Raw genomic sequence first — 17,013 nt, 5'->3', positions numbered from 1 at the left:
TTGTATGTAAGTTAGAGCGCTTCTCTCTCAGCAGGCTCGATGAGATTTTGGAATTTTTCAATGAGCTGTGATGCTTTTGTTCCTTCAACTACGATCAGATATTCCTTTTCATTATGAGCCATGCGGAACGTTTCAAGCTCAATTAAGCTTTTGATTTTGCACATCGTTTTCTTTGAATAAATATAAACCTCGTGGCTTCCGGAATGGCACATTTTATAAAGATGAATCAAATTTCTTAAAGTAAAGGCCTGTGCGGCTACTTTCAGAGACTTGATATTTTTCATGATCTTTCTCCTCCATCGATTGTTGTCTTATATAGCCTAAGTTCCCAAAGCTGACAAGTCGTAAACCTATTTTTGCACATTTATGACTTCCATTGCAGCGCACCGCCCCCGATGCGTTTGACACCGCGGATGGAGCTTAATTCATCCATCAAGCGGAGAAGCGCCTTGTCTTTCTGCTTTGCTTCAATCATGAAATCAATATTCGTTCCCCATTGCCTAAAGCGTTCCAACAGCGGCAGCAAAAAGTTGGCGTCAACATAATCGGCGTGGCTGCGTATCGCTTGCTCCGATTTTGGGGAAGACAAGTGAACCTTTGGCTGAAGGCCGATCCGCTCCCACGTTTTGATCATGCGGGGCAGTGCTACATTCAGGTCGGCGTGATCGTCTGGATTGGCGTAAAAATGATGAAAGTCAAAGACAAACGGAACATCCTCCTGCTCACAGACCTGAAGCGTTTCTTCCGTTGTATATGTTTTATCATCATTTTCAAGTGTCATCCGATCTTTGATCTCCTGCGGCAGCTGTTTTATATTTTGATGAAATTGTGCAGTGGCGGTGTCTTTATTTCCGTAAGCGCCGCCAATATGAATGTTGATAACGGAGCGATCAGCAATGCCCATGGCCTCAAGCATGCGGTAGTGATACGCCATATCGGTTACCGCATTTTTTGTGAGGGATTCCTTCGGGCTCGTAAACAGAGTGAATTGATTTGGATGAAAGCTTGTTCGCAGTTGATGTGTTTTAACAAGCTCTCCAATCTCCCGAAACTCTTTTTGAAACGGTGTTACAAAATCCCACATCACGTCGGGATGCGTAGCCAGCGGCACAATCGAACTGGAAAAACGGTACAAAGGAATGCCGTGGCCGATGATATAGTGAAGGGTTCTCATCGTATTACGCAAATTGGCTTTTGTCACAGTCAGAAGCGCTTCTTTTCTTTCAGTCTTTGAAAGCTTTGAATAACGCGCGAATGTCAATGTTTTAGCGGGAGACGCATCCCAAAGGCTCATCGCATTTGAAACGAACCCGAATCTGAAAATCATAGGAACTCTCCTTTATAAGAAATAAGATAATGCCCTGCCGAGCCATTCCGCCGGGCGCTGCCTGAATGTGCGCTTGCTGAAATCCTCCATCGTCAGCAGCTCCGACTTTTTCATATCCTCCTCAATCGTGGCATAGACTTCACTTGTAAACGCTTCGTCATCAATTTCGACATTCACCTCTTCATTTAAAAACAGGCTCCGTTTATCGAAGTTGGCTGTTCCGATTATGCTGAGATGGTCGTCTATGATGAGGGCTTTTACATGATAAAATCCTTGATAATAACGATAAATAAGACAGCCGGCATCCAAGAGCTCCGAATAATACGTAAAAGCTGCTTCTCGTACCAGCGGATGGTCTGATTTCATCGGTACAATGATTCTCACGGATACGCCGTTTTTTCTTGCATTAATAAGGGCCTCTTGAAGCGGTTTTGATGGAATGTAATAAGGCGTGCAAACCGTAAGGCGATTCTTCGCTTGTGCAATGTTGGCCAAGTATATGTTTTCAAGGGAATAACCGTCGGTCGCATATATCTTGTGAGAAATAGCCCCTTGCTGAAGCTTTGGCCAAACATCCGAACCCAGAACGATTCCGGTATTACGTTTTAGATCAGAAGCAAAAAGCGTTTGAAGATCATGTACGCCTTCTCCCATCATGCGCAGATGATAATCCTCCCAATTGCCGAACTTCGCCTTCTTTCCAAGATATTCTTCGGCGATATTAAATCCGCCGATATAACCGATTTTTCCGTCTATCACCGTAATCTTCCGGTGATTCCGTTTTTGCATGTGAAAAAAGAAAAAAGGAAAACGGGGACGATTCATCACATGGACATGGACGCCGGCATTTTTCATCGTCTGCAGCGCCGTTTTTTTAATTGCCCGGCAGCCCGCCCAATCCAGAAGCAAATAAACGGATACGCCAGCTTGGGCTTTTGTTTTCAGCAAGGTATACATATTGTGGCTGACATCATCATTTTTCATAATAAAAAACATCATGTGAACAGAAGAGGCGGCCTGGCGAATATCATTCATCATCCGCTCAACGAGATCAGCGCCGCAGTGGATCAATTCGATGTCACTCTTCTTTTTTGAAAAAACAGGCTCGTACGCCTTTTTTCTGTATCCGGCACGGCCCATGAAGATATCAAGCAGAATCAAGGCAAAGAAAATAACGACAATGATCATAATCACGATAAATACCTTCATACCGGCACTCCTTTCCGTAGTAAAGGTAGTGTGCCCGAACAGCAGGAATTTAATTATTGACTGAACACTCATTCATTATTTATCATAAAGATAATCTTATACAGATTCGGGGGTAGGGGATCGCGGTCTTTATCAGTAAAAAGGGGGAATTGGAATGAGCGGCTTTCTCATCGCAAATGCATTATTATTTCTGATTGTAACCGCTTACGCTGTCTATTTGTTTGTGTACTTGGTCAAAACGAGACTGGCCTACATCAAGCTCGGCCAGAAAGAACAATTTGATCAACGGTTCAAGGAAAGGCTTCACGCCATATGGGTGAATGTATTCGGACAGAAAAAACTGCTCAAGGACAAGAAAAGCGGAATCATTCACGTCATGTTTTTCTACGGATTTATATTGGTTCAGTTCGGAGCAATTGACTTTATCATCAAAGGACTGGCTCCCGGCCGGAATCTGCCGCTTGGCCCGGTCTATCCCGCCTTCACCTTTTTTCAGGAAATTGTTACGTTTCTCATTTTAATTGCTGTTGGGTGGGCATTCTACAGACGTTATATCGAAAAGCTCGTGAGGCTGAAACGCGGTTTCAAAGCCGGACTCGTTCTCATTTTTATCGGAGGATTAATGCTGACCGTTCTGCTTGGGAACGGGATGAATCTGATTTGGCATGAGCATGGGCTTTCTTGGAGCGAGCCAATTGCCTCAGGTATTGCGTTTATGCTTAGCGGTGTCGGGAAAACAGGCGCGGCGGTGATTTTCTATATCGCATGGTGGATCCATCTTCTGTTCTTGCTTAGCTTTTTAGTGTACGTGCCTCAGTCGAAGCATGCCCATTTAATCGCCGGCCCGGCAAACGTCTTTTTCAATCGAATGGAATCTGCCGGAAAACTTGAAAAAATTGATTTTACCGACGAAACGAAAGAAAGCTACGGAGCGGGAAAAATTGAGGATTTCAGACGGTCTCAGCTGCTTGATCTGTACGCGTGTGTCGAGTGCGGCCGCTGTACAAATATGTGTCCTGCAACAGGCACCGGAAAAATGCTTTCTCCGATGGACTTGATTTTGCGTCTCAGAGACCATCTCACGGAAAAAGGCGCTGCCGTCACCTCGCGCTCCCCATGGGTGCCCGCAGCAGCGTTTCGGCATACGAGAGGCAATCAGCTGGCTGCTTCGTCAGCGGGCAGCGGATCGCAGGAAGCCGCAGCGGCGCTTGATTACAATCCAAGCTTGATCGGCGACGTCATCACAGAGGAAGAAATTTGGGCATGCACCACTTGCCGAAACTGTGAGGATCAATGCCCGGTCATGAATGAGCACGTGGATAAAATCATCGATCTCCGCCGCTACCTCGTACTGACAGAAGGAAAAATGGACAGTGACGCCCAGCGCGCAATGACAAGTATTGAGCGGCAGGGGAATCCGTGGGGACTCAACCGTAAGGAACGTGAAAATTGGCGTGACGAGGCGCCGGATGCTGAGATTCCGACTGTAAAAGAAATGAAAAAAGAAGGAAAAGAATTTGAGTACCTTTTCTGGGTAGGCTCCATGGGGTCTTACGACAACAGAAGCCAGAAAATCGCAATTTCCTTTGCCAAGCTGCTCAATCACGCGGGCGTGTCCTTCGCGATTCTCGGCAATAAAGAAAAAAATTCAGGAGACACGCCGCGCCGTCTCGGAAATGAATTTTTGTTCCAAGAGCTGGCTGAGAAGAATATTTCTGAATTTGAAAAAAATGATGTCAAAAAAATCGTTACGATCGATCCCCATGCATACAATTTATTTAAAAATGAATATCCGGATTTCGGATTTGAAGGCGAGGTTTATCATCATACAGAAGTGCTGGCCGAGCTTGTAAAAAACGGAAAATTAAAGCCGCAGCACCCGCTTCATGAGAAGATTACCTTCCATGATTCGTGCTATTTGGGCCGATACAATGAAGTTTATGATCCGCCGAGAGAGATTTTGAAAGCCATTCCGGGCGTGCAGCTTGTTGAAATGGAGAGAAACCGGGAAACCGGCATGTGCTGCGGAGCTGGCGGGGGATTAATGTGGATGGAGGAAGAAACAGGCAACAGGATTAACGTCGCCAGGACAGAGCAAGCGCTCGCAGTCAACCCATCGGTGATCAGTTCCGGCTGTCCGTACTGTCTCACAATGCTTGGGGACGGCACAAAGGCGAAGGAAGCTGAAGACCAAGTCAAAACGTATGACATAGTCGAGCTTCTGGCTCAATCCGTTTTAGGCGCTGATCTGAAAATGGGGGAGAAGCAATGAATTTTTCATTATCAGAAGAACACCAGATGATACGAAAATTGGTGCGCGATTTTGCGAAGCATGAGGTGGCCCCGACAGCGGCAGAACGGGACGAACAAGAACGCTTCGATCGCGAGCTGTTTCGGGAAATGGCAAATCTGGGGCTGACGGGAATTCCATGGCCTGAAGATTACGGCGGAATCGGAAGTGACTATTTGGCCTACGTCATCGCGGTGGAGGAGCTGTCAAAAGTGTGCGCATCCACCGGTGTGACGCTTTCCGCCCATATCTCTCTTTGCAGCTGGCCGCTGTTTGCCTTTGGAACGGAGGAACAGAAGACAGAGTACTTAACACAGCTGGCCCTCGGAGAGAAAATCGGCGCATTCGCTTTGACCGAAGCACGGTCTGGCTCTGACGCCGGCAGCATGAAAACAACTGCTGAACGAATCGGCGATGACTATGTGTTAAATGGTTCCAAAGTGTTTATCACAAACGGCGGCGTTGCTGATATTTACATTGTTTTTGCCGTCACCGATCCCGAGAAAAAGAAAAAAGGCATTACCGCTTTTATAGTAGAAAAGGATTTTGAAGGATTTTTTACAGGCAAGAAAGAAAAGAAGCTGGGCATCCGTTCTTCACCGACAACGGAAATCATGTTCGAAGATTGTGTAGTGCCCGTATCAAAGCGTCTCGGACAAGAAGGAGAAGGCTTCAAAATCGCGATGAAGACGCTTGACGGAGGCAGAAACGGCATAGCTGCACAAGCCGTAGGCATCGCCCAAGGAGCGCTTGATGCGGCGCTTCAATATGCAAAAGAGCGAAAGCAATTCGGAAAAACGATCGGCGAGCAGCAGGGCATCGCTTTTAAACTCGCGGATATGGCGACAATGATAGAAGCTTCAAGGCTATTGACCTATCAGGCTGCGTGGTTAGAATCATCGGGTCTTCCATATGGAAAAGCTTCCGCCATGTCCAAGCTGATGGCTGGGGATACGGCGATGAAGGTAACGACCGAAGCCGTGCAGATTTTCGGCGGCTACGGCTATACAAAAGATTATCCGGTAGAACGCTATATGCGTGATGCAAAAATCACGCAAATCTATGAAGGCACTCAAGAAATTCAAAGACTGGTCATCTCCAGAATGCTCGCGGATTAACGGAAAACATCTCTCAGTCGGATCACTCTTGTAAAATTATTTAAATTAACGCTGTTAAGGGTAGCATATTCTGTTTTATTTTGTTTATAATGAGAGGTATGGTTTGTATAAGAACGATACAAAATCGCTTTCATTATTGATAAAACAGATACATATAAGTAATAGAAAGGGAGTGTCCGACCTTGGGTATCAAACAATATTCACAGGAAGAGCTAAAGGAAATGGCTTTAGTTGAAATCGCTCACGAATTATTTGAAGAACATAAAAAACCAGTTCCTTTTCAGGAGCTTTTAAATGAAATCGCATCTTTGCTCGGCGTGAAAAAAGAAGAGCTTGGAGACCGCATCGCTCAATTTTATACAGATTTAAACATTGACGGCCGCTTCCTGGCGCTTTCTGACCAGACGTGGGGGCTTCGCAGCTGGTATCCGTATGATCAGCTTGATGAAGAAACTCAGCCGACAGTCAAGGCGAAAAAGAAAAAAGCGAAGAAAGCAGTCGAAGAAGATCTTGATCTTGACGAGTTTGAAGAGATCGACGAAGATGACCTTGATTTGGATGAAGTTGAGGAAGAACTCGATCTTGAAGCCGACGATTTTGACGATGAAGATCTTGACGAAGACGACGACGACGATCTTGAGATCGAAGAAGATATTGTTGATGAAGATGATGAAGACTATGATGATGAAGAAGAGGAAATTAAATAGTATCAGATTTCATCTTCAAAACGATCTTGACTTTCATAGTCGAACTATGTAGTATGTATTTTGGGCTCTTCAAAAACGAAGAGAGAACATAGTACGTTATGCTCCCTTTCAAGAAATTGAAAGGGAGCTTTCTTATTTTCACCCCTCATTTTTCTTATAAATCATTTAAAAGGCTAAATGATTTTTTATAAAATAGTACATTTTAAAAATGTAGCTAAGAGCGAAGAGAGGAGCAAACGAAATGACGAAATATATTTTTGTAACCGGGGGAGTTGTATCCTCGCTTGGAAAGGGTATTGTAGCAGCTTCATTAGGGCGTTTGCTGAAAAACCGCGGACTGAACGTGACGATTCAGAAATTCGATCCATACATCAACGTTGACCCGGGAACAATGAGCCCGTACCAGCACGGTGAAGTATTCGTAACGGATGACGGCGCTGAAACAGACTTGGACCTTGGTCACTATGAGCGTTTTATCGACATTAACCTGAATAAATTCAGCAACGTGACAACAGGTAAAATCTATTCAACAGTTCTTAAAAAAGAACGCCGCGGAGATTACCTTGGCGGAACCGTACAGGTCATTCCGCACATCACAAACGAATTGAAAGACCGTGTTTACCGCGCAGGGAAAGAGACAAACGCAGATGTTGTCATTACAGAAATCGGCGGTACTGTCGGAGACATCGAATCACTGCCATTCCTTGAAGCGATCCGCCAAATGAAGAGCGACATCGGCCGTGAAAACGTAATGTACATCCACTGTACGCTCGTACCTTACATTAAAGCTGCTGGCGAATTAAAAACAAAACCGACACAGCACAGCGTAAAAGAATTGCGCAGCTTGGGCATTCAGCCAAACATCATCGTCGTTCGTACAGAAATGCCGATTTCTCAAGATATGAAAGATAAAATCGCGCTTTTCTGTGACATCGATACAAAAGCGGTTATTGAATGTGAAGATGCGGACAACCTTTACTCCATTCCGCTGGAGCTTCAAAAACAAGGGCTTGATAAGCTTGTTTGCGAGCACATGAAATTGGCATGCAAAGAAGCGGAAATGTCCGAATGGAAAGAGCTTGTTAACAAAGTCAGCAACCTGTCTCAAACGATTACAATCGGCCTTGTCGGCAAATACGTTGAGCTTCCTGACGCATACATTTCTGTTGTCGAGTCTCTCCGCCATGCGGGCTATGCGTTTGACACAGATGTAAAAGTGAAATGGATCAACGCGGAAGAAGTGACAGAAAACAATATCGCAGAACTCACAAGCGGAACAGACGGTATCATTGTGCCGGGCGGATTCGGAGACCGCGGTGTTGAAGGTAAAATCGTCGCGACAAAATACGCGCGCGAAAACAACATTCCGTTCTTGGGCATTTGCTTGGGCATGCAGGTGGCGTCTATTGAATACGCACGAAACGTATTGGGCTTAAAAGGTGCCCACTCAGCGGAAATTGATCCGTCAACTCAATACCCGATCATTGATCTTCTTCCTGAACAAAAGGATGTGGAGGATCTTGGGGGAACGCTTCGTCTCGGCCTTTACCCTTGTAAGCTTGAAGAAGGCACGAAAGCCTTTGAAGTGTATCAGGATGAAGTGGTGTACGAGCGCCACCGCCACCGCTATGAGTTTAACAATGAATTCAGACAGCAAATGGAAGAGCAAGGCTTCGTATTCTCAGGCACAAGCCCTGATGGACGCCTTGTTGAAATCATCGAGCTGAAAGACCACCCTTGGTTCGTAGCTTCTCAGTTCCACCCAGAGTTCAAGTCAAGACCGACAAGACCTCAGCCTCTATTCAAAGGCTTTATCGGAGCGTCTGTCGAAGCTGCAAATCAGAAGTAATAAAAAAGACTTGCCGTTTGTCAAAAGCGGGCAAGTCTTTTTTATTTGTTTCCGGCAAGTTCCAGCATGTACAATAAGATATTATGCATACTCTTGCAGAATTTCTTTTAGTGTAAACGATAAAGCGTGATAGACATACAGTGCTGTCATTAAAGAGGGAAACCCGTAACGGGTGCCGTCTTCATCCGGAACAAGCGGCATTTTTAATTTAGAATCAATATGCACATCACAATACTGTTCTATTCCCGCACTGTCTTTGGCTGCGGGCGATACGCATACGACTCCCGCACCTTTTTCATAAAGCTCTTTTGCGAGCGCCTGTTCTTCGGCTGTGCCCGTCCCTGAGCAAAACATCAGCACCCTGTCGCTTTCTGTCACTTCCTCAGCGCTTTCTGGAAAGGCTTTGACAGATGGGAAGGGTTCTTTGCTTTCAGTGGCCTCAAAAAAGACGCCCTGCAGCTCATTTGCTCCGTATAAATAAATGGAATGCCCGCTGATCACCGCTTGAGCAAGCAGCCGCGCCCCATCTTCAATCGCGTCAGATTCCTTATCCTGAATGCGGGAAAAAATACCTGTTAACTGCGTCGTGAATATTTTCAACATAAGTGAATCCTCCTTTATAACGTACAATATCAGTATACAACAAAAGAGAAAATGCTCAGAAAATGTCGTAAAGTAGACTATTATAATTAAAGGAAATAGGAAAATCAAACAGAATACATACAATACTGCTTACTTTTGACGAAAATCATAATATTGGGGTGTAAAATGATGAATGAAAAAATTTTAATCGTTGATGATCAATACGGCATTCGTATTTTGCTAAATGAAGTGTTCAATAAAGAAGGCTACCAGACGTTTCAGGCTGCGAACGGCCTGCAGGCGCTTGACATTGTGACAAAAGAACGGCCCGACCTTGTGCTTTTGGACATGAAAATTCCCGGCATGGACGGAATCGAAATCTTAAAACGGATGAAGGTCATTGACGAAAACATCCGGGTCATTATCATGACGGCATACGGAGAGCTCGACATGATCCAGGAATCGAAGGAATTGGGCGCTCTGACGCACTTTGCCAAGCCGTTTGACATCGACGAAATCAGAGACGCCGTCAAAAAATATCTGCCCCTGAAGTCTAACTGACAAAAAGAAGAAACAAATGAATCATGTCATTATGTTGCCGATTTGTCGAAAAGTTGGTATCCTAGTTATGGAGAAAAAGCGATCTGAGTATTTACATATGACAGCAATATATGGGTCATGCTAGGGTGGAAAGCTTTTTTCGCTAGAAGACAATCAGGCTACATAAGGAGGACATTCGACATGCCTTTAGTTTCTATGACGGAAATGTTGAATACAGCTAAAGAAAAAGGGTACGCTGTAGGACAATTTAACTTAAACAACCTTGAGTTTACTCAAGCGATTTTACAAGCAGCTGAAGAAGAAAAATCTCCAGTGATCCTTGGTGTTTCCGAAGGTGCGGGACGCTACATGGGCGGCTTCAAAACAGTCGTTGCTATGGTAAAAGCACTTATGGAAGAGTACAAAGTGACAGTTCCTGTTGCGATTCACTTAGACCATGGTTCAAGCTTTGAATCTTGTGCGAAAGCGATTCATGCAGGTTTCACATCTGTAATGATCGACGCTTCTCACCATCCATTTGAAGAAAACGTAGCAACAACTGCTAAAGTTGTTGAGCTTGCTCATTTCCACGGAGTATCTGTAGAAGCTGAGCTTGGAACAGTAGGCGGACAAGAAGATGACGTTATCGCTGAAGGCGTAATCTACGCTGATCCTAAAGAGTGCCAAGAGCTTGTTGAGCGCACTGGCATCGACTGCCTTGCACCTGCATTAGGTTCTGTTCACGGCCCTTACAAAGGTGAGCCAAACCTTGGCTTCAAAGAAATGGAAGAGATCGGAAAATCAACTGGTCTTCCGCTAGTTCTTCACGGCGGTACTGGAATTCCGACTGCTGACATCAAAAAATCAATTTCACTTGGTACAGCTAAAATCAACGTGAATACTGAAAACCAAATTTCTTCTGCAAAAGCTGTTCGCGAAACATTGGCAGCTAAGCCTGACGAGTACGATCCACGTAAATACCTTGGACCAGCTCGTGAAGCGATCAAAGAAACAGTTATCGGTAAAATGCGTGAATTTGGTTCTTCAAACCAAGCTTAATTCAATTGGAACTTTTTATAGCCGCCTGACAGCTTGACAGGCGGTTTTCCGTCTATCTTTAGAAAGCGCAATCATATTCACAGTTCAGAAAATTTCTTAATCAGGGAGGCTTTTTGAAAATGTTATTCTTTGTTGATACAGCCAATATCGATGAAATTAGAGAAGCGAATGAATTAGGAATTCTCGCCGGTGTAACGACGAATCCTAGTTTAGTAGCAAAGGAAGCTAACGTATCATTCCACGACCGTCTTCGCGAGATCACAGACGTCGTGAAAGGGTCTGTAAGCGCAGAGGTTATTTCTTTGAAAGCTGAGGAAATGATCGAGGAAGGAAAAGAACTGGCGAAGATCGCTCCGAACATTACGGTGAAAATCCCAATGACGTCTGACGGTTTAAAAGCGGTAAGAGCACTTACTGACTTAGGCATCAAAACAAACGTTACATTGATCTTCAATGCCAACCAGGCGCTTCTTGCTGCCAGAGCGGGGGCAACATATGTATCTCCATTCCTGGGACGTTTAGATGACATCGGCCACAACGGGCTTGACTTGATTTCAGAAGTTAAACAGATTTTTGACATTCACGGCCTTGACACGCAAATCATTGCAGCGTCAATCCGCCATCCGCAGCACGTGACAGAAGCTGCTCTTAGAGGGGCTCATATCGGCACAATGCCGCTGAAAGTCATTCATGCGCTCACGAAGCACCCATTAACAGACAAAGGAATCGAACAATTCCTGGCAGACTGGAACAAATAATGAAAGGGGCGGCAAACAGCTTTATGCCTGTTTGCCGCGGCCTTTGTATTTCACCGACCTGATACAGCGGATCTTCAGATGCTGACGCCGCTTTACAGAGAAGGAATCATTGGGCTGCAGAAGCTGATATCGGAATGAAGGGTATGCGTACTGCTTTTGCCGGATGACGACGATGTCTCTCGAGCCGGCGGGTCTCTGTGCATCTTTTGAAACCTGTACCCCCCAAAGCTTCGCTATTTTCTTCCTGATATTTTACAATGTGTTGTATTCTTTCTCTTCGAATTGGCTAGATTTTGGACATGAGCTTTATTTGCAGAGACAGAATAAAATGACATTTTATTTAGCTCCGCAGCTATCTTCTTATGGAAGGAGACTATCATGGAAAAGTTGAATATTGCCGGCGGTGACTCGTTAAACGGTACAGTACATATCAGCGGCGCTAAAAACAGCGCTGTTGCGTTAATACCTGCAACCATTTTGGCAAATTCCGAGGTGACAATTGAAGGGCTTCCAGAGATTTCAGATATTGAAACGCTGCGTGACCTGTTAAAGGAAATTGGCGGCAACGTGCATTTTGAGAATGGGGAAATGGTTGTTGACCCTACGTCGATGATCAGCATGCCGCTTCCTAACGGGAAAGTAAAAAAGCTTCGCGCGTCATATTATTTAATGGGGGCGATGCTCGGCCGCTTCAAGCAGGCGGTCATTGGATTGCCTGGCGGCTGTCACTTAGGGCCCCGTCCGATTGATCAGCATATCAAAGGCTTTGAAGCACTCGGAGCTGAAGTAACCAATGAACAAGGCGCCATTTATTTGCGAGCTGAAAGGCTGAGAGGCGCAAGGATTTATTTAGATGTCGTAAGCGTTGGGGCAACGATTAACATTATGCTTGCCGCTGTTTTGGCAGAAGGGAAAACGATCATCGAAAACGCTGCCAAGGAGCCTGAGATCATTGACGTCGCGACATTGCTTACCAGCATGGGCGCCAAAATCAAAGGTGCGGGTACCAATGTGATTCGAATCGACGGCGTGAAGGAACTGCACGGCTGCAAGCATACGATCATTCCGGACAGAATTGAAGCCGGGACATTTATGATTGCAGGGGCTGCAATGGGCAAGGAAGTCATTATCGATAACGTCATCCCCACTCATCTTGAGTCGTTAACGGCAAAGCTGAGAGAAATGGGCTATCATATCGAAACAAGTGACGACCAGCTCCTCATTGTCGGCGGGCAGAAGAACTTAAAGCCGGTTGACGTCAAAACCCTCGTATACCCGGGGTTTCCGACTGATTTACAGCAGCCGATGACGGCGCTCCTGACAAGGGCGAAAGGGACGAGTGTCGTCACAGACACCATCTACTCGGCAAGATTCAAGCACATTGATGAGCTGAGACGAATGGGTGCCAATATGAAAGTAGAAGGCAGATCTGCCATCATCACAGGTCCTGTCGAGCTTCAAGGCGCAAAAGTGAAGGCGAGTGATCTGCGTGCCGGAGCCTGCTTGGTGGTAGCCGGACTAATGGCTGATGGCGTCACGGAAATTACGGGACTGGAGCATATTGACCGCGGATACAGCAGCCTTGAGAAGAAGCTTGAGGGGCTTGGAGCGACAATTTGGCGTGAAAGAATGACTGACGAAGAAATAGAACAGCTTCAAAATTCATAATGGTTTCTTGTGAGAGGAGATCGTGTTGAAATGGAAAGAAGTTTATCAATGGAATTGGTACGTGTGACCGAAGCTGCGGCATTGGCATCAGCAAGATGGATGGGCCGGGGAAAAAAAGATGAGGCTGATGAAGCGGCAACAAGTGCAATGAGAGACGTTTTTGATACAGTGCCGATGAAAGGGACCGTTGTAATCGGTGAAGGGGAAATGGACGAAGCGCCAATGCTGTATATCGGGGAAAAACTCGGAAACGGGTACGGACCTCGCGTTGATGTCGCAGTTGACCCTCTTGAAGGCACAAACATCTTAGCAAGCGGCGGCTGGAACGCGCTGACGGTGATCGCGGTCGCAGACCACGGCACTCTGCTGAATGCTCCTGACATGTATATGCAAAAAATCGCAGTCGGTCCGGAAGCGGTGGGCTGCATTGACATCGAAGCACCTGTCATTGACAATCTTAAAGCGGTGGCAAAAGCGAAAAACAAGGACGTTGAGGACGTCGTTGCCACAATTTTAAACCGTGAAAGACACGCAAAAATCATTTCCGAGCTTCGTGAGGCCGGCGCCAGAATCAAATTGATCAATGACGGCGATGTCGCAGGCGCCATCAACACGGCTTTCGACCACACGGGCGTTGATATCCTGTTCGGATCAGGCGGCGCTCCTGAGGGTGTGCTTTCCGCTGTTGCGCTAAAAGCACTCGGCGGAGAAATCATTGGTAAACTTCTTCCGCAAAGCGAAGAAGAAATCACTCGCTGTCACAAAATGGGCCTTGATTTAAGCAAAGTCCTTCGCATGGAAGACCTTGTGAAGGGTGATGACGCGATTTTTGCAGCTACAGGGGTTACTGACGGCGAGCTGTTAAAAGGAGTTCAATTCAAAGGCTCTGTCGGTACAACTGAAAGCTTAGTTATCCGTGCAAAATCGGGCACTGTTCGTTTCGTTGACGGCAGACACAGCTTGAAAAAGAAACCAAATCTTGTAATCCGTCCATAACAAACAGAAAAAGCGGGTGTGAGCCCGCTTTAACTTTTGCAGAAAAGCGTCAACTCTATCAATTCCGTGTCAAAACCTTATTTCAGTTGAATAATTTTTTGAAATAAGGTAAAAATAAAGAGTGCTGCGAATTTTACTGCGTAATACCTTCTTTTAAGCACTAGGAAAGTTTCAATTTCTACCGCATACAGACGATATAAGTATTGATCTTCTCATGTTTTTGTCCTCGCTTCCTTCAAAACTCATTAAGACAATCCTTTTAACAAAAGCGCCGATCATGGGTGGAAGTGTTACCGATAGAAGTTCCTTTATGTTAAAAAAAGAATGTGCTTTGGCGGATGTTGTGCAAAAGCAGCAGATGACATGTTCAGAGTAAGATATTGACTATGAAAAGCGTGGTGTTTTTATGAAAGACGTATCTATTTCCTCTTTGGAAAATATGAAATTGAAAGAGCTTTATGAACTTGCAAGACATTATAAAATCTCCTATTACAGCAAACTGACAAAAAAAGAACTCATTTTCGCCATTCTGAAAGCGAATGCAGAACAGGAAGATCTGCTGTTTATGGAAGGCGTTCTTGAGATCATCCAGTCTGAAGGTTTCGGCTTCCTGAGACCGATCAACTACTCTCCAAGCTCAGAAGACATTTACATCTCAGCTTCACAAATCCGCCGTTTCGATTTGCGGAACGGAGACAAAGTATCTGGCAAGGTTCGCCCGCCAAAAGAAAATGAGCGTTACTATGGACTTTTGCACGTTGAAGCAGTAAATGGGGATGATCCCGAATCTGCAAAAGAGCGTGTGCATTTCCCGGCTCTTACGCCACTTTATCCGGATCGTCAAATGGTGCTTGAAACAAAGCCGAACTTCTTGTCTACAAGAATTATGGACATGATGGCGCCGGTTGGATTTGGGCAGCGCGGATTGATTGTTGCGCCGCCGAAAGCCGGAAAAACGATGCTGCTGAAGGAAATTGCCAACAGCATTACAGCGAACCAGCCTGAAGCAGAGCTGATCGTGCTTTTAATTGACGAAAGACCTGAGGAAGTAACCGATATCGAGCGCTCTGTAGCTGGGGATGTCGTCAGCTCAACGTTTGATGAAGTGCCGGAAAACCATATCAAAGTGGCCGAGCTTGTGCTTGAACGTGCAATGCGTCTCGTGGAACACAAAAAAGACGTCATTATTCTGATGGACAGCATCACACGGCTTGCCCGCGCCTACAACTTAGTGATTCCGCCAAGCGGAAGAACGCTTTCCGGGGGGATTGACCCAGCGGCGTTCCACCGTCCGAAACGCTTCTTCGGGGCTGCGAGAAATATCGAAGAGGGCGGCAGCTTAACCATCCTTGCTACGGCTCTGGTCGATACAGGTTCACGTATGGATGATGTCATTTATGAAGAATTCAAGGGAACAGGCAACATGGAGCTCCATCTTGACCGCTCTCTTGCCGAGCGCCGCATCTTCCCTGCCATCGATATTCGCCGTTCAGGAACGCGCAAAGAAGAGCTGCTTGTGCCTAAAGAGCATCTTGATCGTTTATGGTCTATCCGCAAAACGATGTCTGATTCACCTGATTTCGCAGAAAAGTTCATGAGAAAAATGAAAAAAACCAAAACAAACCAGGAATTTTTCGATATTCTCAATCAAGAATGGAAACAGGCAAATCTATCATCTGCAAGAAGGTAAATTGTATTTGCAAAAGAAGTAAATCACTGATATAATTTTCTCATATGCGTTTCGGACAATGCTCCGAAATAATAACTCTGTTTCCACACGGGATTCAGGGCGGAAGGAGATGGATACAATGAAAGCAGGAATTCATCCTAATTTCAAAAAAGCAACAGTTAAATGCGCTTGCGGAAATGAATTTGAAACAGGCTCAGTAAAAGAAGAGGTACGCGTTGAGATTTGCTCTGAATGCCACCCATTCTACACTGGCCGTCAAAAATTCGCTTCTGCTGATGGTCGTGTTGATCGCTTTAACAAAAAATACGGTCTTAAGTAATAATAGATTTCTCAACAGGCAAGCAGCAGTCTTGCCTGTTTTTTATATTGTCTAAAACACAGCTGGCAGAGAGAGGGGAGCGAAGCCTATGTACATAATGAAACAAAGCGGGTGGCTTGAGCTGATTTGCGGCAGCATGTTCTCAGGGAAATCTGAAGAGCTGATCAGAAGAGTGAAGAGAGCAACTTATGCCAAGCAGGAAGTCAGGGTATTTAAGCCTGTAATTGATAACCGATACAGCGAAGCTGCTGTTGTCTCCCATAATGGAACATCGATGACGAGCTATGCCATTTCGTCTGCTGCGGACATTTGGGATCACATCAGTGAAAGTACAGATGTGGTTGCGGTTGATGAAGTGCAGTTTTTTGATCAGGAAATTGTTGAGGTTTTATCATCTCTTGCCGATAAAGGCTACCGTGTGATAGCAGCAGGCCTTGATATGGATTTTAGGGGAGAGCCGTTCGGTGTCGTCCCGAATATCATGGCGATTGCGGAAAGTGTGACAAAGCTGCAAGCCGTCTGTTCTGTTTGCGGATCACCGGCGAGCAGAACACAGCGCCTCATTGACGGCAAACCTGCTTCTTACGATGATCCGGTCATTTTGGTTGGTGCATCTGAATCATATGAAGCAAGATGCAGACATCATCACGAAGTCCCAGGAAAATCTAAAAAATAGTCCAAAACATGGGTATAAAGATAGAATGCACCGGCTAAAAACACCGGTGTTTTTTTTATATTCTGATAATATTCAATTAAAAAATTTAAATAAGTATATTAAAAAATTAAGTAATTTTCTTCCCTTGAATTTTGATTTTGACAGGCATACAATAGCTTACGTAATGTAAATAGTTTTGAGACATTGTTCGAATAATTGTCACAAAGTCGCATAAAGATCATGATC

Annotated in this window: 17 protein-coding genes; 13 read left to right on the top strand and 4 right to left on the bottom strand. The window is 45.2% G+C overall.

Going from position 1 to position 17,013, the window contains the following annotated elements:
* Positions 1-11: 11 nt before the first annotated feature.
* The 3 genes from SB658_RS13950 to cls form a co-directional block, all read right to left on the bottom strand.
* Positions 12-284, bottom strand: coding sequence for a hypothetical protein (locus tag SB658_RS13950; protein WP_003227597.1), 273 nt, complete (start codon positions 282-284; stop codon positions 12-14).
* 80 nt (positions 285-364) lie between these two features.
* The gene (uvsE, locus tag SB658_RS13945) at positions 365-1,327 is read right to left on the bottom strand and encodes a UV DNA damage repair endonuclease UvsE (RefSeq protein ID WP_029726069.1); all 963 of its coding nucleotides are present in this window, start codon (positions 1,325-1,327) and stop codon (positions 365-367) included.
* Positions 1,328-1,339: 12 nt separating this feature from the next.
* Positions 1,340-2,536: a cardiolipin synthase gene (cls, locus tag SB658_RS13940; RefSeq protein ID WP_029726068.1), complete on the bottom strand. Its 1,197-nt coding sequence runs from the start codon at positions 2,534-2,536 to the stop codon at positions 1,340-1,342.
* A gap of 154 nt (positions 2,537-2,690) precedes the next feature.
* On the opposite strand from cls, the gene SB658_RS13935 reads away from it, so the two are divergent.
* From SB658_RS13935 to pyrG, 4 genes are all read left to right on the top strand, one after another.
* Positions 2,691-4,808, top strand: coding sequence for a heterodisulfide reductase-related iron-sulfur binding cluster (locus tag SB658_RS13935; RefSeq protein ID WP_410601776.1), 2,118 nt, complete (start codon positions 2,691-2,693; stop codon positions 4,806-4,808).
* Positions 4,805-5,944: an acyl-CoA dehydrogenase AcdA gene (gene acdA, locus SB658_RS13930; RefSeq protein ID WP_086344429.1), complete on the top strand. Its 1,140-nt coding sequence runs from the start codon at positions 4,805-4,807 to the stop codon at positions 5,942-5,944. The genes SB658_RS13935 and acdA overlap by 4 nt, the downstream gene beginning before the upstream one ends.
* Positions 5,945-6,126: 182 nt before the next feature.
* The gene (gene rpoE, locus SB658_RS13925; RefSeq protein WP_086344428.1) at positions 6,127-6,651 is read left to right on the top strand and encodes a DNA-directed RNA polymerase subunit delta; all 525 of its coding nucleotides are present in this window, start codon (positions 6,127-6,129) and stop codon (positions 6,649-6,651) included.
* A 241-nt stretch (positions 6,652-6,892) separates the two neighbouring features.
* Complete coding sequence (gene pyrG / locus SB658_RS13920) at positions 6,893-8,500, top strand: glutamine hydrolyzing CTP synthase (protein ID WP_003227612.1); 1,608 nt, start codon at positions 6,893-6,895, stop codon at positions 8,498-8,500.
* An 81-nt stretch (positions 8,501-8,581) separates the two neighbouring features.
* On the opposite strand, the gene SB658_RS13915 is transcribed toward pyrG, so the two are convergent.
* The gene (locus SB658_RS13915) at positions 8,582-9,103 is read right to left on the bottom strand and encodes a DUF2529 domain-containing protein (RefSeq protein ID WP_014481199.1); all 522 of its coding nucleotides are present in this window, start codon (positions 9,101-9,103) and stop codon (positions 8,582-8,584) included.
* A 165-nt stretch (positions 9,104-9,268) separates the two neighbouring features.
* On the opposite strand from SB658_RS13915, the gene spo0F reads away from it, so the two are divergent.
* The 9 genes from spo0F (at position 9,269) to SB658_RS13870 (ending at position 16,788) form a co-directional block, all read left to right on the top strand.
* The gene (gene spo0F / locus SB658_RS13910; protein ID WP_003227621.1) at positions 9,269-9,643 is read left to right on the top strand and encodes a sporulation initiation phosphotransferase Spo0F; all 375 of its coding nucleotides are present in this window, start codon (positions 9,269-9,271) and stop codon (positions 9,641-9,643) included.
* A 180-nt stretch (positions 9,644-9,823) separates the two neighbouring features.
* Complete coding sequence (locus SB658_RS13905) at positions 9,824-10,681, top strand: class II fructose-bisphosphate aldolase (RefSeq protein ID WP_003243339.1); 858 nt, start codon at positions 9,824-9,826, stop codon at positions 10,679-10,681.
* A 119-nt stretch (positions 10,682-10,800) separates the two neighbouring features.
* The gene (gene fsa / locus SB658_RS13900; protein WP_003227626.1) at positions 10,801-11,439 is read left to right on the top strand and encodes a fructose-6-phosphate aldolase; all 639 of its coding nucleotides are present in this window, start codon (positions 10,801-10,803) and stop codon (positions 11,437-11,439) included.
* Positions 11,440-11,817: 378 nt separating this feature from the next.
* A complete protein-coding gene (locus SB658_RS13895; RefSeq protein WP_003227628.1) occupies positions 11,818-13,107 on the top strand; it encodes a UDP-N-acetylglucosamine 1-carboxyvinyltransferase in 1,290 nt (429 codons plus the stop codon).
* Positions 13,108-13,137: 30 nt separating this feature from the next.
* A complete protein-coding gene (gene glpX, locus SB658_RS13890; protein ID WP_003242962.1) occupies positions 13,138-14,103 on the top strand; it encodes a class II fructose-bisphosphatase in 966 nt (321 codons plus the stop codon).
* 214 nt (positions 14,104-14,317) lie between these two features.
* Positions 14,318-14,479 (top strand): hypothetical protein, encoded by a 162-nt coding sequence (locus tag SB658_RS13885; protein WP_003227632.1) that lies wholly within the window; start codon positions 14,318-14,320, stop codon positions 14,477-14,479.
* Between the two features lie 30 nt (positions 14,480-14,509).
* Complete coding sequence (rho, locus tag SB658_RS13880) at positions 14,510-15,793, top strand: transcription termination factor Rho (protein ID WP_003221939.1); 1,284 nt, start codon at positions 14,510-14,512, stop codon at positions 15,791-15,793.
* Between the two features lie 118 nt (positions 15,794-15,911).
* Entirely contained in the window at positions 15,912-16,112 is a 201-nt protein-coding gene (gene rpmE / locus SB658_RS13875; RefSeq protein ID WP_003151132.1) for a 50S ribosomal protein L31, read from the top strand.
* Between the two features lie 88 nt (positions 16,113-16,200).
* Entirely contained in the window at positions 16,201-16,788 is a 588-nt protein-coding gene (locus SB658_RS13870) for a thymidine kinase (RefSeq protein WP_024572668.1), read from the top strand.
* The last annotated feature ends 225 nt before the right edge of the window (positions 16,789-17,013 follow it).

Origin of the sequence: Bacillus sp. SIMBA_008, from assembly GCF_046535495.1 — a bacterium.
In the GTDB taxonomy this organism is placed as follows: domain Bacteria; phylum Bacillota; class Bacilli; order Bacillales; family Bacillaceae; genus Bacillus; species Bacillus subtilis.
This window is presented reverse-complemented; position numbering and strand designations above follow the sequence as displayed.